Consider the following 19,822-nt stretch of genomic DNA (forward strand, 5'->3'; position numbering starts at 1 on the left):
AGGATGTAAGGAGGAAAGAACAATGGCAGTGCAAAAAGTTTTTAAACGTTATGAATATAAATATCTGCTGACCCGGGAGCAGAAAGAGCTTTTACAGAACGTGATGGAAGAGTACATGATCCCGGATGAATATGGAAAAAGTACCATCTGTAATCTGTATTTTGACACACCACAGTATTTGTTGATCCGCAGATCCATAGAGAACAAAGTATATAAAGAAAAAGTGCGGCTCCGTACCTATGGAAGAGCAGAGCCGGCAGGTGAGGCATTTATCGAGTTAAAGAAGAAGTATAAAAAAGTCGTCTACAAAAGGCGAATCTGTACGGAATACGAAAAAGCGATCCAGTATCTTTGCCGGGGCGAACGGGTTGTCGGGGAAAGTCAGATCGGAGAAGAACTGGATTATGCTCTGAGACTTTACCAGGGAATCCGCCCGGCAATGTGGCTGTCCTATGAGCGTGAGGCATTCTATGGAAAAGAAGATCATGAACTGCGGATGACATTTGATCAGAATATTTTATGGAGAACAGAAGATCTTGACCTGAGCAGTCCGATCTATGGAAGAAGCCTGCTGGACGAGGATCAGTCATTATTGGAAATAAAAGTGGGGCATGCGATTCCTTTATGGCTGAGTCATTTTCTTACAGAAAATAAAATGTTCCGTACATCGTATTCAAAATACGGAAATGCATACAGAACACTATTAAGAGAAGGAAAAATAAATTATGTTTAGTAACTTATTTGGAGGAATTTTTGACAGCAGTACAGTGACGGTGATCCCGGTATATCAGTTTCTGCTTTGCGTGGTAGTCTCACTGCTACTTGGAATCGTGCTTGCGGCAGCCTATACATATAAATCAAAATATAATGCAGGATTTGTGAGGACGCTGGCAATTCTTCCTGCAGTTGTATGTATCGTCATTATGATGGTAAATGGAAATGTAGGAACAGGAGTGGCAGTGGCAGGAGCTTTCAGTCTTGTTCGTTTCAGAAGTGTGCCGGGCAGTGCAAAAGAGATCGGAGCGATTTTTATTGCCATGGGAGCAGGTCTGGTAAGTGGGATGGGCTATCTGGGGTATGCAGTGCTTTATACGGTGATCCTTTCTCTAGTCATGGCTCTCTATGTGCAGATCCGTGCATGGGAAAAGAACGCAGGCAGTGAGAAGACCATGGTGATCACGATCCCGGAGGATCTGGACTATACGGAAGTTTTTGATGATCTGCTTGAGGCGTATACGAGCCGTTATGAACTGACAGAAGTAAAGACCACCAATATGGGAAGTCTTTTCAAACTGACCTATCAGTTAAGCCTGAAAGATACTTCAAAGGAAAAAGAAATGATCGACCATTTGCGGTGCAGAAATGGGAATCTGGAAATCATGGTGAAAAATCAGGAAACCACAACTACAAGCCTGTAAAAATATATCTGAAGGAGGCAGGCAGATTGTAATGAAATGGAGGAAAACTCTATGAAAAGAAAATATATGATTATCGTACTGATGGCAGGGGCATTGGAACTGACGGGATGCTCCCAGGGGACTTCAAATTCAGCAAAAAACGGAACGACCGGATCAGAAAATACAATCATATCAGAAAGTGATATTGCGATTTTAGATACAGAGGATATGTTTACTGAACGAGATCGAGACACAGAGTATGATGAAAGTGAATGTACTGCGATCAGTCTTTCGGATGAAGAAACAAAATGCGACAGTGACGGAGTAAAAATGGACGGACAGACTGTAACGATTACAGAAGGTGGAACGTATCTTCTGACCGGTTCGCTAAGTAATGGAAGTGTTGTCGTTGATACAGATAAAACGGAAAAAGTACAACTGATCCTGGAAAATGTATCCATTATAAACGAAGAGGGGGCAGGAATCTGCGTGGAACAGGCAGACAAAGTCTTTATAACCCTCGCAGATGGTAGCACAAATAAAATTGTATCCAATTCTTTTACTGGAAATGAGGATACAAATATTGACGGAGCAATCTTTTCGCGGGAAGATCTGACATTGAATGGAAGTGGTACTTTAAAGATCACCTCTGCTGCCCATGGCATTGTCTCAAAGGATGATCTTGTTCTTACCGGAGGAGTCTATCAGATTCAGTCAGAAAAGCAGGGACTTTCAGGAAAAGAAAGTGTGCGTATTGCAGATGGAACATTTACGATTACTTCCGGTACAGATGCGATCCACAGTGAGGATACAGATGAAGATACAAAAGGATTTGTTTATATAACCGGAGGTGTTCTTACACTGGCTGCCGGAGGAGATGGAATTTCTTCTTCCTATGTGGTGCAGGCAGACGGAGGAAGCTTTGATATTTCTACCAGCTCCACAGAGACAGATACCAGTACGAAGGGAATCAAGGCACAAAAGTATGTCATTCTGAAAGATGGAACATATCAGCTTGCCACGGCGGATGATGGAATCCATTGTAACGGAAATGTATATGTCTGCGGAGGCACTTATTCCATTAATTCGGGAGATGATGGAATCCATGCAGATGACCAGACCGTTGTACTGGATGGGAAAATTGATATAACGAACTGCTATGAAGGAATTGAAGGGCAAAGTGTGACGATACAGGATGGAACGATCAAAATTGTATCCAGTGACGACGGATTGAATGCAGCGGGAGGAAACGATCAAAGCAGTATGGGACGTCCTGGTGAAAATACTTTTCAGGAAGATTCAGATGCATATATCGATATCCTTGGCGGAACAATTGAAATTGATGCAAAAGGTGACGGAATTGACAGTAATGGAGATTTCAGCGTGAGTGGTGGTGTGATCTATGTATCAGGTCCCGGGGATGACGGAAACGGAGCTTTGGATTATGACGGAACAGCGACCATCACAGGTGGAACAGTCGTTGCAGCAGGCATGAGCGGAATGGCACAGAATTTTGGATCAGATTCTACGCAGGGAACGATGCTCATCAATCTGGATACAGATCAGAGTGGTGAAATTACACTGAAAGATACCGATGGAACGGTGCTGGTAAGTTATACACCGGTCAGGGATTTTAATTCTGTTGTGATCAGTTGTGAGGAACTGGAAGAGGGGGCAGCCTATACTCTTACGACCGGTTTGGAAAGTGAAAAAATTACGATGAGCAGCCTGGTTTATTCAGAAGGGCAGAGCATGCAGGGACCGGGACAGGGCGGCCCAAGAATGGACGGTCAGAATGGGCAACCGTGATCGGATATGCGGAAAATCAGGGAAAGGGAGCAGCCCTGAAGACAGCATACAGTTTCCTATACAGAGAAATCCTGAAAATTGGAGGAGTTTCGCTTTTGTCTTTTGGGATTGGTTATACGTTGTATGGATTGCAACACTGACTGTGGGCTGTCTGGTGAGAGGAATCATCACAATTTCAGGAAGAAGCAGTTCCTACGACAGAGATTACTGGTTTGCCGGAGTTGTTTTTTTACTGTGGGCGTGTGGAAATGAACTGTGTGGGATACATCAGCGAAAATGCCGGAGAAATAATATTTCAGTAGGAAAATAAAGATGACCGGGTATACAGAGAACCTGCTGCTGGCAGCTCATCCTGAATAGCCTGGTATGAAAAACTTCCCGGATGAACAGAAAATCGGTTCGCCCGGGAAGTGAGCATTTTATAAATCTGTATTCAATAAAAAATGAAACGACCGGATACAGAAATTACTGTCTGTAGTAACTCAGAAAGTCGCCGATCTTTTCGACGGCTTCTTTTAAGATCTCAATTCTCGGAAGATATACAACACGGAAGTGATCCGGTTCTTTCCAGTTAAATCCGCCACCATGTACGATCAGAAGTTTTTTGTCACGCAGGAGATCAAGAGCAAATTTTTCATCATTTACGATGTCGAATTTCTTTGTATCGATCTTCGGGAACATATAAAATGCTGCCTGTGGTTTTACGGCACTGATACCTGGAATATCGGTCAGAGCATTGTAGATATATTCTCTCTGCTCATAAATACGACCGCCGGGAACGATATAACTTTCCACGCTCTGATGACCGCCGAGAGCAGTCTGCACAATGGACTGTGCAGGTACGTTGGAACATAAACGCATATTGGAAAGCATTTTTAATCCTTCAATATAATCTGCCGCGATTGATTTATTTCCGCTTAAGATCATCCATCCGATACGGAAACCTGCGATCATATGAGATTTGGAAAGTCCGCTGAACGTCACGCAGAACAGATCCGGTGCAAGGGATGCAATCGAAATATGTTCCTGTCCGTCCATAACAAGGCGGTCATAGATCTCATCAGAAAAAATAATCAGATGGTGTTCTCTTGCCAGATCAACGATCTGCTGAAGTACCTCTTTTGGATAAAGAGCACCGGTCGGGTTATTCGGATTGATGATGACAAGAGCTTTCGTGCGGTCATTGATCTTCTTTTTCATGTCGCTGATATCAGGATACCAGTTGGACTGTTCATCGCAAAGATAGTGGACGGCTTTTCCGCCGGCAAGTGTGGCACAGGCGGTCCAAAGTGGGTAATCAGGAGAAGGAATCAGAATCTCATCCCCGTCATCCAAAAGAGCAGACATACTTAAATTGATCAATTCGCTGACCCCGTTTCCGGTGTAAATGTCATCGATCGTTACATTAGGGAGCTTTTTCAACTGGGCATACTGCATGATCGCCTTTCGTGCAGAAAAAAGTCCCTGTGAAGCGGAATATCCTTCGCAGTCAGATAACTGGTGACTCATATCATAAATGATTTCATCGGGTGTGCGGAATCCGAAAGGAGCAGGATTACCGATGTTCAGTTTCAGGACATGGGTGCCGCGTTCTTCCATTTTTGCGGCCTCGTCTACGACCGGACCGCGGACATCGTAAAGTACATTATTCAATTTGGATGATTTTTTAAATTCTCGCATCGTATTATTACCTCCTGGATTTAGAATTTCCTGCTGACTCTTTTCGGGAGCAGAGGTGGAATGTGAAATGGAACCGGTCGGAGCAGGATCTTCTGCCGTTTTACAGCTCAGCCATCCGGCATCTACTTCCAGCGTATCTGCCAGAAAATGAAGGATATCATTCCGGGGAATCGTTTTCCCGCTTACATACTGGCTGATATGACTTTTCCCAAGCTTCACGCCCTGCTGTGAAGCAATGCGGATGAGATCCACCTGCTTGAGATGTTTTTGTTCCATTGCAGATTTTAGCCGGTCAGAAAAAGTAACCATAGAAACATCCTTTCTATAAAAATTCATATTAAAAGATGTTGGGGTCAAAAACCCCCAACAATGATGCCAACGGATTGTTTCGTGCTACGCACTCCCACAATCCTACCCGCTATTCGCATATCATGGTGCTTACGCCCCACTTTTATGCTCATATCGGGGCGGGTCTCAAGGTCATTCTACCACCAGTGTGCAAGCACACGTGGTTTCAGACCTTTTGAGCCTGACATCATTAAAATGATGGCAGGATCAACAGATCCAAATTATGATATGAATATAAGTTCAATTTCAGAACCTAAAAGTTCAAATCATGAAGAGATCATACCATAAAAAAGAAAAAAGTTCAATATAAAAACTGAAAATGGGAAATGTAAAAGTTCAAAAAAGAAAAGTTCAATTCCGGATTCGCAAAAAGAACCGTAAAAAAATTCGTGATAAAGGACATGAAAAAAAGAAAAAAAGGGTCTTTACAGATACAGAAAAAGAGGTTACAATTAACACCGAATAAAGCGTTGAAGAGACGAGTAGCATAAGTAGAAGTCGCAGAGAGAAGTGCATTTGGTGGGAGCATTTTGATGGAACTTATGTGAAGACCAGCTCTGAGTGACCCTAATCCGGTCCGGTGATTCCGTTATCATCATGAATGAGATCTTTTCTTTTTGATAAGCCGGCTTTAGCAGATATGCAGAGTGCCGGAGAGGAAAAGATGAAGACGGGTGGAACCACGGTAGATGAAGATATCGTCCCTGACATTGTAGAGATGCAGTGTCAGGGATTTTTTCATGTTGTTGTTTTCTGATCCATGAATTTCCCTGACACGGGAAAATGAACAAAGAAAGGAAGCAGGAACATGAAAATTACATTAAAAGACGGTTCAGTGAAAGAGTACAGTGAAGCAAAATCGGTGTATGACATTGCAGCCGATATCAGCAGCGGACTTGCAAGAGTTGCATGTGCAGGAGAAGTGAATGGAGAGATCGTAGATCTCAGGACAGTGATTGACAGTGACTGTGAACTGAATATTGTCACAGCAAGTGATCCGGAGGGATTGAAGGTGATCCGCCATACAGCATCTCATGTGCTTGCACAGGCAGTAAAGAGACTGTTTCCGGATGCAAAAATTGCAATCGGGCCGGCAATTGAAGACGGATTTTATTATGATTTTGAGGCAGAACCATTTTCAAGAGAGACTCTGGATAAGCTGGAAGCGGAAATGAAGAAGATCATCAAAGAGGGACATGAGCTGAAGAGATATACACTTCCAAGAGAAGAAGCAATTAAATTCATGCAGGAAAAGAATGAGCCTTTCAAAGTAGAACTGATCGAAGATCTTCCGGAAGGGGAAGAAATCTCTTTCTATGATCAGGGAGAATTTGTTGATTTATGTGCAGGTCCTCATCTGATGACAACAAAAGGAATCAAGGCATTTAAGCTGACTTCTTCATCCATGGCATACTGGAGAGGAGACTCCGATAAAGCACGCCTTCAGAGAATTTACGGAACTGCATTTAATAAAAAGGAAGAACTGAATGCATATCTTGAAAAACTGGAAGATGCAAAGCGTCGTGACCATAATAAGCTGGGACGTGAGATGGAACTCTTTACAACAGTAGATGTAATCGGACAGGGACTTCCGTTATTCCCGCCAAAGGGAACAAAAATGATTATGAAACTGCAGAGATGGATTGAAGATCTGGAAGATAAAGAATGGGGTTATGTCCGTACAAGAACACCATTGATGGCGAAATCAGATCTGTATAAGATTTCCGGACACTGGGATCATTACAAAGAAGGAATGTTCGTTCTTGGTGATGAAGAAAAAGATAAAGAAGTTTTTGCACTCCGCCCGATGACCTGTCCATTCCAGTACTATGTATATAAGAATACGCAGAAGTCCTATCGTGATCTTCCATATCGTATGAGTGAGACATCTACACTGTTCCGTTCCGAGGATTCAGGTGAGATGCACGGACTGACACGTGTCCGTCAGTTTACGATCACAGAGGCACATAATGTAATCCGTCCGGATCAGGCAGAGGAAGAGCTGAAGAACTGCTTTGATCTTGCTTATTATGTATTATCGACGCTGGGACTTCAGGATGATGTGACCTACCGTCTGTCAAAATGGGATCCGGCAAATAAAAAGAAATATCTTGGGGATGAGGATTACTGGAACAGAACCCAGGAAGCACTGCGTGAAGTACTGCGTGAAAAGGGCGTTCCATTTGTAGAGGCTGACGGAGAAGCAGCTTTCTATGGTCCGAAGATCGACATTCAGGCAAAGAACGTATATGGCAAAGAAGATACAATGATCACGATCCAGCTTGACTGTGCAATCGCTGAAAACTTTGATCTGTATTATATCGATCAGAACGGAGATAAAGTACGTCCGTATATCATTCACAGAACTTCCATGGGATGCTATGAGAGAACACTTGCATGGCTGATCGAGAAGTATGCCGGAAAGTTCCCGACCTGGTTATGCCCGGAGCAGGTGCGTGTACTTCCTATTTCTGAAAAGTATGAGGAGTATGCAAATAAAGTATGTGCAGAACTGAAAAAGAATGATATTGATGTGACGGTAGATAACCGTTCAGAAAAGATCGGATTCAAGATCCGCGAAGCAAGACTGGATAAACTTCCGTATATGTTGGTTGTAGGACAGCAGGAAGAGGCAGATGGAACCGTATCTGTCAGAAGCCGGTTTGCAGGAAATGAAGGAACAAAATCCCTGGATGAATTTATTGATGCGATCTGTAAAGAAATCCGTACAAAAGAGATCCGCAAAGAACTGCCGGAGGAAGAAAAAAAGAGATAAAATGCTCTGCTTTTAAGAGATTGTCCGGATGAGGGGAAGTCCGGTAAATGATGAGAAACTCCTTTTGGAAATGTCAGAAACTGATGTTACGATATTTCCGGAAGGAGTTTTTTATCTTTACGCAGACAATGAAAAAATTAAGAGTCAGCGGAGAAAATTAAGAAATTCTTCAAGTGATTTTACAGGGGAGATAAGATATACTGAAACTAACAGATCCTGGGAATGGCTGTGATCTTAAAAGGAGGGAAAGGCAAGTGAAAGAAAAGAAATTGAGCCTGAAGCAGAAAAAGATGCTGATAATAGCGGGGATCATACTGGCAGTACTTCTGGTCGTGATTCTGGTGATCAGGGCAGTGACCGGAAAAGGAAGCGGGAACGGAGAAGATGTGCTGTATGCAGATTCCGTCGGTATGCTGACGGGAACAGGACTGGGGACTCAGAACCGGTTTTCCGGCGTTGTGGAGGCACAGGATACTCTGAAACTGACGCTTTCAGATGATCAGAAAGTAAAAGAGATTTTTGTGGAGAAGGGGCAGGAAGTAAAGCCTGGGACAAAGCTGTATGAGTTCGATACAGAAGAGCTTGCGATGACACTGGAACAGAGAAATCTGGAGCTGGATAAGATCAATAACAGTATCAGCAACCTGAATAACCAGATTGCGACCCTGACAGCGGAGAAAAAGAATGCCCCGGCCAGTGAGCAGTTATCTTATACGACTCAGATCCAGGAACTTCAGACCAATGTGAAGCAGGAAGAATACAATTATAAAGTAAAAGAACTGGAAGTAAACCGTATGAAAAAGAACCTGGAATCTTCTGTTGTGACATCTACGATTTCAGGAATCGTTCAGGAAATTAACGAGGAGCAGGGATATGATGATGTTACCGGAGAAAAGAAACCGTTTATGAGTATTCTTTCTACAGGAAAATACCGGATCAAAGGAAAGATCAGCGAGCAGAATATTGGAAATCTTTCACCGGGAATGGAAGTGACGATTCGTTCAAGAGTGGATGAGACGCAGATATGGAAGGGAACAGTGGATTCTATTGATACGGAAAAGCCGGAGAGTGGTTCTCAGAACAGCTATTATTCCGGTTCTGACAGTTCCCAGCAGGCAACGAAATATCCATTTTACGTGACACTGGAGAAAAGTGAAGGGCTGATGCTCGGACAGCACGTCTATGTTGAACCCGGAACAGGAAGTGAGACAGATTCTGGTATGTGGCTGATGAGTTCCTATATCGTAGATGCAGATTCTGATGTTCCATATGTATGGGTGGCAGGCAAGAATGACCGCCTTGAAAAGAGAGAGATCAAACTGGGTGAGAAAAATGAGGATATGGATACCTGGGAAGTACTGGACGGACTGAAGAATACGGATTATATCGTGTGGCCAAGCGAAGATTGCAAAAAAGGTGCAGCGGTTGTAAAAAATACGGCAGTGAATAATGAAAGTGGAATCAGTGAAGATGAACTGAATGGAACTGCAGGAACAGAGCCGGAAGATGGAACAGAGGCAGAACCGGAAGACGGGACATCTGAAAATCTGCAGAAAGATGGAGGAATGGAGGACGAATAATGCTTCTGAAGTTAGAACATATATATAAAGATTACGTTCAGGACAAACTGACAGTCCCTGTTTTGAAAGATATCTGCTTTCAGGTAGAACGCGGAGAATATGTTGCGATCATGGGACCTTCGGGTTCAGGAAAGACGACTCTGATGAATATCATCGGATGTCTTGATGTGGCAAGTTCCGGGGTCTATCAGCTCAACGGGACAGACCTGAAGGATTTTGACGACCGGACAATGGCACAGATCAGAAACCGCTCCATTGGATTTGTCTTTCAGACATTTAATCTGCTGCCAAAACAGACAGCACTGGATAATGTAGCACTGCCACTTCTTTATTCCAATGTATCCAAAAAAGAGCGGATGGAGCGGGCGAAGGCAGCACTGGAACGGGTCGGACTTGGGGATCGCCTGGATTTCAGACCGACGCAGTTATCAGGAGGACAGAAGCAGCGTGTGGCCATCGCAAGAGCAATCGTTACCGGCCCTGATCTTCTGCTGGCAGATGAGCCTACGGGAGCGTTGGATTCGGTTTCGGGACGGCAGATCATGGAATTATTTTCAGAACTGAATCAGGAAGGAATGACAGTGCTGATGATCACACATGATGCACAGATCGCAGGGTGTGCTGACCGGATGGTGATGATCAAAGATGGAAGATTGAAGGACGGAGAGGAGCAGGAGAATGGAAAAGAATAAGAAAAAGATCCTGATCGGTTCGGTTTCCGGCGTTGCGGCAGCAGTCCTGTTGACCGGGATCATTGTTGCGGCTGTGCAGGGAAGCGGAAAAGCGGTAAAAGTAGCTCCTGTCAGTAATATGAATTCCGGTGGCTGGTCCAGCGGTTCTGAAATCTCTGATTACGGAACTGTAACAACGAATATGAACCAGGATATCTATTATGATGAATCTCTTACTGTGAAAGAAGTCTATGTTAAAGCCGGAGATACGGTTAAGATCGGGGATCGTCTGGTTGCTTATGATACAACTCTGGCAACGATGGAAAAAGAAATGAAGCAGATGGAGATTGAGGGAATTGCCTTAAACCGTAAGAATATTGAAGCAGAACTGAAGCAACTGCGTGGAACAAAAGCGGTTGCAAAAGGAAATGTAGCAGGGACCAATACAGTTGTGAAGACCAGTGCGGCAGGAACAGATACAGTCGTAAACGCAGATACAGGGAAGAGCAGGACAACAGCATCAGTGCAGAGGCAGAATATGACTGCTCGGGAAGGAAATACGGATACCGGAACGGCAGGATCGGATCAGGATTCAACGGTGACAGATGGAAAAGAGACCGGTAAACCCTTCCCGGAAGAATTAAAGGGAACAAAGATTTATGATAAGATTACGGAAGAGTCCGTTCCGTACAATGAGGATGGTGACGGAACAGAAGAAAAACCTTACCGGTATCTCTGTGCACCTGGGGTGACGGTTCATGCACAGTTTATGCTGAAAGTGCTGGAAAATAGAGAAATCTGCACATTTGAGGTGGTAGATGATAAGGATAATCCGACCAGGATTCTTTATGAATGGACACTGGATGGAAAGAATGGTCAGATCATCAAGCCAGTTCAGCCAGACCAGCCGGACACACCATCTGAACCGGATGTACCGGACGAACCGGATACACCGTCCGAGCCGGAAGATCCATCTGAACCGGATGATCCGGGAATTTCAGATGGACCTACAAAAGAAGAGCTGGCAAAAGAGATTCAGGAGAAGGAAGAACGGTTAAAAGAGCTGGAACTGGAGCAGAGAACAGCCGAACTGGAACTGAAGCAATTGAAAAAAAAGGTAGACAATGCGATCGTAACCAGTACAGTGGAAGGAACCGTAAAATCGGTGACGGATGAAGAGACAGCAAGACTGGAAAATACACCGATCATCAGTGTTGTAGGTGAGGATGGATTTTATGTGACAGGGCGTGTGGCAGAGACAGCATTTGATAAGATCAAAGAGGGAATGACTGTGACTGTTACGTCATGGACCAGCGGGATGACTTATGAGGCGACGATCAGCGGAGTCAGCAGTTCACCGTCAACAGGATATTCGGACGGAAATAATGAAAATCTTTCTTATTATCCATTCACAGCAGTGATCCATGGGGACGCGGAACTTTCCAATGGAGACGGAGTAAATCTGAGTATTGATGATCTTTCTTCCCAGGATGAGGATGAAATCTATCTTGAGCAGATGTTTGTCAGGGAAGACGGAAACCAATATTATGTATATAAAAAGGGTGATAACGGGAAATTGAAAAAGCAGTATGTCGAAGTTGGAAAAAATGTATCCGGTTCTCTGGAGATTGTATCCGGTCTGAGCCTGGATGACGAGATTGCATTTCCATATGGAAGAGATGTTCGGGAAGGTGCGAAGACAAAGTCGACAGATACATTATATGATTATAAGTAAGGGGGGATTTCTATGCTGGAAGATATCAGACTTGCGTTTCAGGGAATCTGGAACCACAAATTAAGATCTGCTCTGACGATGCTTGGAATCATCATAGGAATCGGCTCGATCATTGCAATTGTATCAACAATCAAGGGAACAAATGAACAGATCAAGGAAAATCTGGTAGGAGCAGGAAATAATGCAGTGAATATCCAGCTTTACCAGGGAGAATGGCCGATTGATCTGAGCTATGGAAATGTCCCGGACGGAGTACCGGTGATCAGTAAGGATGTACTGGAGGAAATAAAAGAATCTGATGCAGTGGAGACAGCAGCACTCTACTATACAAGAAATGAATATGATGCCGTCTTTAACGGCTCCCAGTCCCTTTCCAACGGAACGATCATGGGAGTAGACTCTGATTATCTGGATGTATATGGTTATCAGATTACAAAAGGACGTGGATTTTCAGAGAAAGATTTTTTGGAGAACAGAAAAGTTGCACTGCTTGACAAGACTTCTGCATCCAATCTGTTCCCGGACGGGAATGTGATCGGAAAGACGATTGAAATGAAAGGAGAACCGTTTACGGTGATCGGTCTGATTGCCAGAAAAGCGGCATCCCAGCCGGTGATCAATTCCATGGATGATTACAATCGCTATATATCAAATGATGGAAGTGGAATGGTCTGCGTTCCTGATACAGTATGGCCGACCCTGTATCAGTATGATGAACCACAGAATGTGGTAGTACGTGCCACATCGACGGATGATATGACAAAAGCAGGGGAAGATGCAGCAGAGATCCTTAATTCTTATCTGTCTGTATCCGATGATTCCATCAAATATAAAGGGGAAGATCTGCTGAAGCAGGCAACCCAGATCCAGGAGATCAGCAATTCGACGAACCAGCAGTTGATCTGGATCGCCAGTATTTCTCTTTTAGTAGGAGGAATCGGAGTTATGAATATCATGCTTGTATCGGTCACAGAGCGTACAAGAGAGATCGGACTTAAAAAGGCACTGGGAGCAAGAAAAAAGAGAATCCTGTTCCAGTTCCTGACAGAGGCAGCAGTACTGACTCTGCTTGGTGGAATCATCGGTGTTGCGGTGGGAATCGCACTGGCGTATATTATCTCGGGAGTTTCCGCTGTGCCTGTGGCGATCAGCGGTACAGCAATTGTAGTGGCAGTCCTGTTCTCTACGCTGATCGGAGTAATCTTCGGACTGATTCCGTCGGTGAAAGCAGCCAACATGAACCCGATCGACGCGTTACGGTATGAATAAGAGATAAGATAAAAATTGAAAAATGCTTTCAACTGGTAACACAGATATTTATAAAAGTAAATGAAAACGCACACAACATTTAAAAATATAAATATCTGTGTTATTCTATTGTAAATGAAGGAAAACTTGATTTGCTAAATAATAAAGAGGGTTTTATGGAAACATCAGATTTTTACGGAACAGAAAAGGTCAGCAGGATCCTGTTAAAAATTGCACCACCGGTCATGCTGGCACAACTGATCCAGGCATTATACAATATTGTAGACAGTTTTTTTGTAGGAAAGTATTCGGAGACCGGACTTACGGCATTGTCGATCATCTATCCGGTGCAGCTTCTCATGATCGCACTGGGAGTGGGAACAGGAGTCGGTATCAATACTGATATGGCGTATTATCTTGGAATCGGAAAGAAGAAAAAAGCAGAAGAGGTGGCGGGAACTGGTACACCGCTGGGACTGATCCTGTGGATTATTTTTGCAGCAGTCTGCTATGTTACGCTGCCGGCATATGCCGGTATGTCAACAGATTCCCCGGAAGTGATCCGGGATGTGGTGGCATACGGCAGGATCGTCTGTCTTTTCAGCATTGGTCTTTTTACGGAGGGAATCTGGAGTAAGATCCTGCAGGCAGAGGGCGATATGAGGACACCAATGATCGCTCAGATCGCAGGTGCAGTCGTCAATATCATTTTGGATCCGCTTCTGATCTTTGGAATGCTGGGCATGCCTGAAATGGGAATCTCCGGTGCAGCAGTAGCAACGGTGTCAGGACAGATCGTGGCAGCCTTGATCGTAATGAAAAAAGCGTGGTACAGACCGCCCAGGAGATCCTGCTATTCCGGTTATATAAAAAGAATCTATCAGCTTGGAATCCCCAATATCATTATGCAGTCAGCTTATACGCTCTACATTCTCGGACTGAATCTGATCCTGGCGGGATTTTCAGACCAGGCAGTTACCGCACTGGGATTATATTATAAGTGGCAGACCTTCTTTTTTATTCCATTGGGAGCATTACAGACCTGCATTGTTCCGGTGATCAGTTATAATTATGCAGCGAAGGATATAAAAAGGTGCAGGCTTGTATTGAAAGATTCTCTGATCATGGGAGAATGTCTGATGTTTCTTGGTACCTTGTGTTTTGAGTTTCTGCCTGGACAGATGCTGGCTGTATTCTCCGGCGACAGCGAGGTGATTGCAATAGGAACGAACGGATTCCATTACATCGGGATCAGTTTTATTTTTATGGTCACTTCCCTGATCTTTCCGGTCTTTTTCCAGGCAATCGGATATGCCGTGAAGAGTTCGGTACTGACGATCGTGAGAACCGTGTTGTTTTTTGTGCCGCTGGGATATATTTTTTCAAGATTCGGTTTGCAGTATTTCTGGCTGACTTTCCCGGTAACAGAGCTGCTTACCTCTGTGATCGGAGTTGGATTTTATAGGAACTTTTTAAAAAGAGAACAGACAATATAAAGGAAACAGGATGAAAAAAGAAAAATAGAAAAATCCTCTTGACCTGGAGCTGACTCCAAGTGTTATAGTTCTTGTGAAAAAAGAAAGGGCAGGTGATCGATGTTGACGATCAAGGAAGTCAGTGAAAAATACGGGATTTCCCAGGATACGCTGCGATATTATGAAAGGATCGGTCTGATCCCGCCGGTTCCGCGTACACCGGGCGGAATCCGGGATTATCAGGAAAAAGACCTGGGCTGGGTAGAACAGGCAGTATGTATGCGGAGTGCCGGTGTCCAGATCGAGGCACTGATCGAATATGTGCGACTGTACCAGATGGGGGACAGTACGATCGAGGCACGCAGAGATCTTTTACAGGAACAGTATGAAGTGCTGGAGGAACAGCGGCGACAGATCAATGCAACGATGGAACGGCTGAAATATAAAATATCACGTTATCAGAAAGCAGTAGAGACAGGAGTCCTGTCCTGGGAAAAAGAAGAGGAGAATTAGAAAATGTATATTGAGAAGATCAACGGACCGGCTGATGTAAAGAAACTGACATTGGAGGAACTGCCGGTTCTTGCAGAGGAAATACGACAGGCACTGCTTGTCAGGGCAAGTAAGCATGGAGGACATTTTGGACCGAATTTTGGTATGGTAGAAGCAACCATTGCAATGCATTATGTATTTGAATCACCAAAGGACAAGATCGTGTACGATGTATCACACCAGAGCTATCCACATAAGATGCTGACGGGAAGAAAAGATGCCTATCTGTATGAAGAACATTATGATGATGTATCAGGATATACCAATCCGGGTGAAAGTGAACACGATTTCTTTACGGTAGGTCATACCTCTACTTCGGTCAGCCTTGCCTGCGGACTTGCAAAGGGAAGAGACCTGAAAGACGAAAAAGGGAATGTGATCGCAGTCATCGGAGACGGATCTCTGAGTGGCGGAGAGTCACTGGAAGGACTGGATTATGCTGCAGAGCTTGGTGGCAACCTGATTATTGTAGTCAATGACAATGATATGTCCATAGCAGAGAACCATGGAGGGCTTTACCAGAATTTAAAACTTCTGCGGGAGACAGACGGCAAGGCAGACTGCAATCTGTTCAGGGCAATGGGACTGGATTATATTTATGTAAACGAAGGAAATAATACAGCCGCTCTGATCGAGGCATTTCAGAAAGCAAAAGATACAGACCATGCAGTGGTCGTTCATATCAATACGCTGAAGGGAAAGGGATATGCCCCTGCAGAGCAGCACAAGGAGCAGTGGCATTATAATGCTCCGTTTGATCTGAAGACCGGAATGCCTCTTTATCCGGCAGACGGAGAAGATTACTCTTCTGTGACGAGAGATTATCTTCTGAAAAAGATGAAAGAAGATCCGACGGTTGTTGCGATCACTTCAGGAACACCGACAGTCATGGGATTTACAGAAGATAAAAGAAAAGAAGCCGGAAGACAGTTCGTGGATGTGGGAATTGCGGAGGAGACTGCCGTGGCACTTGCTTCAGGAATCGCAGCCAACGGAGGGAAGCCGGTGTATGGAGTTTACAGTTCCTTTATACAGAGAACTTTTGACCAGATTTCCCAGGATTTATGCATTGATAAAAATCCGGCAACGATCGTGATTTTTGCAGGTTCTGTTTATGGAATGAATGATGTGACTCATTTAGGTTTGCAGGATATGCCGATGCTTGGAAATATTCCGAATTTAGTCTATCTTGCACCGACAACAAAAGAAGAGTATCTTGCCATGCTGGACTGGAGCGTGGAGCAGACAGAGTATCCGGTTGCGATCAAACTTCCGGGTGGTGCAATGATCTCAGACGGAAAAGAAGTGAAAAAGGATTTCAGAAGACTGGATCAGTATGAAGTGACGAGAAAAGGTTCAAAAGTTGCGGTCATCGGACTTGGAACATTCTACGGACTTGCAGGACAGGCAGCAGACCTGATCGGGGAAAAGACAGGAACTGTACCGACAGTGATCAATCCATATTATATTACAGGGCTGGATGAAGAACTCCTGAAAGAACTGAAGAAAGATCATGATATCGTGGTCACGCTGGAAGATGGAATCCTCAATGGTGGATTTGGAGAGAAGATCGCACGTTTCTATGGCGACAGTGACATGAAGGTTCTGAACTACGGATTGAAAAAAGAGTTCATTGACCGGTATGACGTGAAAGAGATACTGCTGGAAAATCATCTGACTGCAGAACAGATTGCAGATGATGTAATGCAGGTTGAACAGAAAAGATAAAAATGCTATAATACATCGGAAAGAACCCATTTTTTAATGGGTTTTCTTTCCGGTTTTTTTACTTTATGATGCTATCTGTGCAGGAAAAACCATCTGGTATGGTTTGGACCGCATTTTGTATGCAAAAATAGATTTTACAGATGAAGGAGTTTGAATGTGGCTGAGTTAACACCAATGATGAAGCAGTATATGGAGACCAAGTCCCAGTATCAGGACTGCATTCTCTTCTATCGCTTAGGCGATTTTTATGAAATGTTCTTTGAGGATGCACTGACTGCATCCAGAGAACTGGAGATCACACTGACCGGGAAAAACTGTGGGCAGGAAGAACGTGCCCCAATGTGCGGAGTCCCTTATCATGCGGTGGAAGGATATCTGAACAGGCTGGTTGCCAAAGGATACAAAGTGGCAATCTGTGAGCAGGTGGAAGATCCAAAGCAGGCGAAGGGAATCGTAAAGCGTGAGGTCGTGCGGATCGTAACTCCGGGAACGAACCTGGATACGCAGGCACTGGATGAGACGAAGAATAATTATATTATGTGCATTGTCTATATTGCAGACCGGTACGGAGTGTCCATTGCAGATATTTCTACAGGAGATTATTTTGTGACGGAACTTCCGGACGGCAGCAGGCTGATGGATGAGATTTATAAATTCTCTCCATCGGAGATCATCTGCAATGAGGCTTTTTATATGAGCGGTATGGATCTGGATACGATGAAAGAGAAACTGGGGATTACAATTTATTCTCTGGATTCCTGGTATTTTGATGATGCCATGTGCAGGGAGAAACTGCTGGAGCATTTCAAGGTTTCAAGTTTTGCAGGACTGGGGCTGGAGGATTATGACTGTGGTGTAATCAGTGCAGGGGCATTACTTACTTATCTGCTGGAAACGCAGAAAAATTCCCTTTCCAACCTGACGCATCTGACTCCATACGTAACGGGAAAATATATGATGCTGGACAGCTCGACAAGAAGAAATCTGGAGCTGTGCGAGACACTCCGGGAAAAGCAGAAAAGAGGTTCCCTTCTGTGGGTGCTGGATAAGACGAGAACCGCCATGGGAGCACGTACCCTGCGAAAGTTCGTGGAGCAGCCTCTGATTGATAAAAATGAGATCAACCGAAGGCTGGATGCGGTGGAAGAATTAAAAGAACAGGCGATTTCACGGGAAGAGATCAGAGAATATCTTTCCCCGGTTTATGATCTGGAACGTCTGATCACGAAGATTACCTATGGTTCGGCAAATCCGAGGGATCTGACGGCATTTAAAAGCTCTCTTGAGATGCTGCCACCGATCCGTTATATTTTAGAGGAGATGAAAGTACCTCTGCTGCAGGAGATCTACGAAGATCTGGACGCACTGGAAGATCTGTGCGATCTTGTGACGAAAGCGATCCGGGAAGAGCCTCCGATCGCAATGAAAGAGGGAAATATTATCCGGGAAGGGTATAATGAAGAAGTAGATAAGCTGCGGAGAGCCAAGTCGGATGGAAAAGACTGGCTTGCGAAGCTGGAGGAAGATGAACGGGAAAAGACCGGAATTAAAAATCTCAAGATCAAGTATAATAAAGTATTTGGATATTATCTGGAAGTCACAAATTCCTATAAAGATCTTGTACCGGATTATTATACCCGCAAGCAGACGCTTGCCAATGCGGAGCGTTATATTACTCCGGAATTAAAAGAACTTGAAGATATGATCCTGGGGGCAGAAGATAAACTGTATGCACTGGAGTATGAACTTTACAGTGAGGTCAGAGAGACGATCGCAGCCCAGGTGGAGCGGATCCAGAAGACGGCAAAGGCGGTCGCAGGACTGGATGTATTTACCTCTCTGGCACTTGTGGCAGAACGGAATCATTATGTACGCCCGAAGATCAATGAAAAAGGAATTATTGATATCAAAGAAGGAAGACATCCGGTTGTGGAAAAAATGATCCCGAATGATATGTTCATTTCAAATGACACGTATCTGGATGATAAAAAGAACCGGATTTCCATTATCACGGGACCGAATATGGCAGGAAAATCCACTTATATGCGTCAGACAGCTCTGATCGCTCTGATGGCACAGGTGGGCTGTTTTGTTCCGGCACAGAGTGCGAATATCGGACTTTCGGATCGGATCTTTACCCGTGTAGGGGCATCGGATGACCTGGCATCCGGACAGAGTACGTTCATGGTGGAAATGACAGAGGTGGCGAATATTCTTCGGAATGCGACATCGAAAAGTCTTCTGATCCTGGATGAGATCGGAAGAGGAACGAGTACCTTTGACGGACTTTCCATCGCATGGGCGGTTGTAGAATATATCAGTGACAGTAAATTATTAGGTGCAAAGACGTTATTTGCCACGCATTATCATGAGCTGACAGAGCTGGAAGGAAAGATCGAAAATGTGAATAATTACTGCATTGCAGTCAAGGAAAAAGGGGACGATATTGTCTTCCTGCGTAAGATTGTAAAAGGCGGTGCAGATAAGAGTTATGGAATCCAGGTGGCAAAGCTGGCAGGAGTTCCGGATCTGGTGATCAACCGGGCAAAAGAGATCGTGGAAGAGTTAAGTGACGAAGATATTACCAGCCGGGTCAGCGAGATCGCTGCAAGGGAACATACAGCAAAGAAAAAGGGCAGATCCAAAAAATATGATGAAGTGGATATTGCACAGATGTCTTTATTTGATACGGTAAAGGATGATGATGTGCTGAACGAATTAAAGGAGATTGATGTCACCAATCTGACACCGATTGATGCACTGAATACATTGTACCGGCTTCAGAACAAACTGAAGAACCGCTGGTAGCCGGACCGGATGAAA

15 protein-coding genes are annotated in these 19,822 nt (G+C 44.3%); 14 read left to right on the forward strand and 1 reads right to left on the reverse strand.

Annotation, left to right across the window (positions count from 1 at the left end; all coding sequences use genetic code 11):
* Nucleotides 1–22: 22 nt before the first annotated feature.
* The 3 genes from NQ541_RS05235 to NQ541_RS05245 are packed head-to-tail and all read left to right on the forward strand — an operon-like array spanning nt 23 to nt 3,206.
* Nucleotides 23–733: a polyphosphate polymerase domain-containing protein gene (locus NQ541_RS05235; protein WP_005610106.1), complete on the forward strand. Its 711-nt coding sequence runs from the start codon at nt 23–25 to the stop codon at nt 731–733.
* Complete coding sequence (locus tag NQ541_RS05240) at nt 726–1,418, forward strand: DUF4956 domain-containing protein (RefSeq protein ID WP_005610105.1); 693 nt, start codon at nt 726–728, stop codon at nt 1,416–1,418. The genes NQ541_RS05235 and NQ541_RS05240 overlap by 8 nt, the downstream gene beginning before the upstream one ends.
* 51 nt (nt 1,419–1,469) lie before the next feature.
* Nucleotides 1,470–3,206: a carbohydrate-binding domain-containing protein gene (locus NQ541_RS05245; RefSeq protein WP_081442929.1), complete on the forward strand. Its 1,737-nt coding sequence runs from the start codon at nt 1,470–1,472 to the stop codon at nt 3,204–3,206.
* 465 nt (nt 3,207–3,671) lie between these two features.
* On the opposite strand, the gene NQ541_RS05250 is transcribed toward NQ541_RS05245, so the two are convergent.
* The gene (locus NQ541_RS05250; RefSeq protein WP_005610099.1) at nt 3,672–5,195 is read right to left on the reverse strand and encodes an aminotransferase class I/II-fold pyridoxal phosphate-dependent enzyme; all 1,524 of its coding nucleotides are present in this window, start codon (nt 5,193–5,195) and stop codon (nt 3,672–3,674) included.
* Nucleotides 5,196–5,230: 35 nt separating this feature from the next.
* On the opposite strand from NQ541_RS05250, the gene NQ541_RS13130 reads away from it, so the two are divergent.
* From NQ541_RS13130 to mutS, 11 genes are all read left to right on the forward strand, one after another.
* Nucleotides 5,231–5,413, forward strand: a complete 183-nt coding sequence (locus NQ541_RS13130; RefSeq protein ID WP_081442928.1) for a hypothetical protein — start codon at nt 5,231–5,233, stop codon at nt 5,411–5,413.
* 629 nt (nt 5,414–6,042) lie between these two features.
* Entirely contained in the window at nt 6,043–8,010 is a 1,968-nt protein-coding gene (gene thrS / locus NQ541_RS05260) for a threonine--tRNA ligase (protein ID WP_005610095.1), read from the forward strand.
* Between the two features lie 64 nt (nt 8,011–8,074).
* Nucleotides 8,075–8,242 carry a hypothetical protein gene (locus NQ541_RS05265; protein WP_155813739.1) on the forward strand — a complete coding sequence of 56 codons (168 nt, stop codon included), beginning with the start codon at nt 8,075–8,077 and terminating at the stop codon, nt 8,240–8,242.
* 22 nt (nt 8,243–8,264) lie between these two features.
* Complete coding sequence (locus NQ541_RS05270; protein ID WP_005610093.1) at nt 8,265–9,590, forward strand: efflux RND transporter periplasmic adaptor subunit; 1,326 nt, start codon at nt 8,265–8,267, stop codon at nt 9,588–9,590.
* Complete coding sequence (locus tag NQ541_RS05275) at nt 9,590–10,282, forward strand: ABC transporter ATP-binding protein (protein ID WP_005610092.1); 693 nt, start codon at nt 9,590–9,592, stop codon at nt 10,280–10,282. Before NQ541_RS05270 ends, NQ541_RS05275 begins: the two co-directional genes overlap by 1 nt.
* Nucleotides 10,269–11,996, forward strand: a complete 1,728-nt coding sequence (locus NQ541_RS05280; protein ID WP_005610091.1) for an HlyD family efflux transporter periplasmic adaptor subunit — start codon at nt 10,269–10,271, stop codon at nt 11,994–11,996. Before NQ541_RS05275 ends, NQ541_RS05280 begins: the two co-directional genes overlap by 14 nt.
* Nucleotides 11,997–12,008: 12 nt before the next feature.
* Nucleotides 12,009–13,265 carry an ABC transporter permease gene (locus tag NQ541_RS05285; RefSeq protein WP_005610089.1) on the forward strand — a complete coding sequence of 419 codons (1,257 nt, stop codon included), beginning with the start codon at nt 12,009–12,011 and terminating at the stop codon, nt 13,263–13,265.
* A 155-nt stretch (nt 13,266–13,420) separates the two neighbouring features.
* Nucleotides 13,421–14,740 (forward strand): MATE family efflux transporter, encoded by a 1,320-nt coding sequence (locus NQ541_RS05290; RefSeq protein WP_005610088.1) that lies wholly within the window; start codon nt 13,421–13,423, stop codon nt 14,738–14,740.
* Nucleotides 14,741–14,842: 102 nt separating this feature from the next.
* Complete coding sequence (locus NQ541_RS05295; RefSeq protein WP_044905482.1) at nt 14,843–15,232, forward strand: MerR family transcriptional regulator; 390 nt, start codon at nt 14,843–14,845, stop codon at nt 15,230–15,232.
* A gap of 3 nt (nt 15,233–15,235) precedes the next feature.
* On the forward strand, nt 15,236–16,999 hold the full coding sequence (locus tag NQ541_RS05300; protein WP_005610084.1) for a 1-deoxy-D-xylulose-5-phosphate synthase: 1,764 nt from the start codon (nt 15,236–15,238) through the stop codon (nt 16,997–16,999).
* Nucleotides 17,000–17,155: 156 nt separating this feature from the next.
* Nucleotides 17,156–19,807, forward strand: a complete 2,652-nt coding sequence (gene mutS / locus NQ541_RS05305) for a DNA mismatch repair protein MutS (protein ID WP_330362689.1) — start codon at nt 17,156–17,158, stop codon at nt 19,805–19,807.
* Nucleotides 19,808–19,822: the final 15 nt, after the last annotated feature.

Source organism: [Ruminococcus] lactaris ATCC 29176, assembly GCF_025152405.1.
GTDB lineage: Bacteria > Bacillota > Clostridia > Lachnospirales > Lachnospiraceae > Mediterraneibacter > Mediterraneibacter lactaris.

Excerpts from the sequence above, each read along its gene's own strand:
- NQ541_RS05235 (WP_005610106.1), top strand. The coding sequence starts at position 23 with ATGGCAGTGCAAAAAGTTTTTAAACGTTATGAATATAAATATCTGCTG.
- NQ541_RS05240 (WP_005610105.1), top strand. The coding sequence starts at position 726 with ATGTTTAGTAACTTATTTGGAGGAATTTTTGACAGCAGTACAGTGACG.
- NQ541_RS05245 (WP_081442929.1), top strand. The coding sequence starts at position 1,470 with ATGAAAAGAAAATATATGATTATCGTACTGATGGCAGGGGCATTGGAA.
- NQ541_RS05250 (WP_005610099.1), bottom strand. The coding sequence starts at position 5,195 with ATGGTTACTTTTTCTGACCGGCTAAAATCTGCAATGGAACAAAAACAT.
- NQ541_RS13130 (WP_081442928.1), top strand. The coding sequence starts at position 5,231 with ATGTTGGGGTCAAAAACCCCCAACAATGATGCCAACGGATTGTTTCGT.
- thrS (WP_005610095.1), top strand. The coding sequence starts at position 6,043 with ATGAAAATTACATTAAAAGACGGTTCAGTGAAAGAGTACAGTGAAGCA.
- NQ541_RS05275 (WP_005610092.1), top strand. The coding sequence starts at position 9,590 with ATGCTTCTGAAGTTAGAACATATATATAAAGATTACGTTCAGGACAAA.
- NQ541_RS05280 (WP_005610091.1), top strand. The coding sequence starts at position 10,269 with ATGGAAAAGAATAAGAAAAAGATCCTGATCGGTTCGGTTTCCGGCGTT.
- NQ541_RS05285 (WP_005610089.1), top strand. The coding sequence starts at position 12,009 with ATGCTGGAAGATATCAGACTTGCGTTTCAGGGAATCTGGAACCACAAA.
- NQ541_RS05290 (WP_005610088.1), top strand. The coding sequence starts at position 13,421 with ATGGAAACATCAGATTTTTACGGAACAGAAAAGGTCAGCAGGATCCTG.
- NQ541_RS05300 (WP_005610084.1), top strand. The coding sequence starts at position 15,236 with ATGTATATTGAGAAGATCAACGGACCGGCTGATGTAAAGAAACTGACA.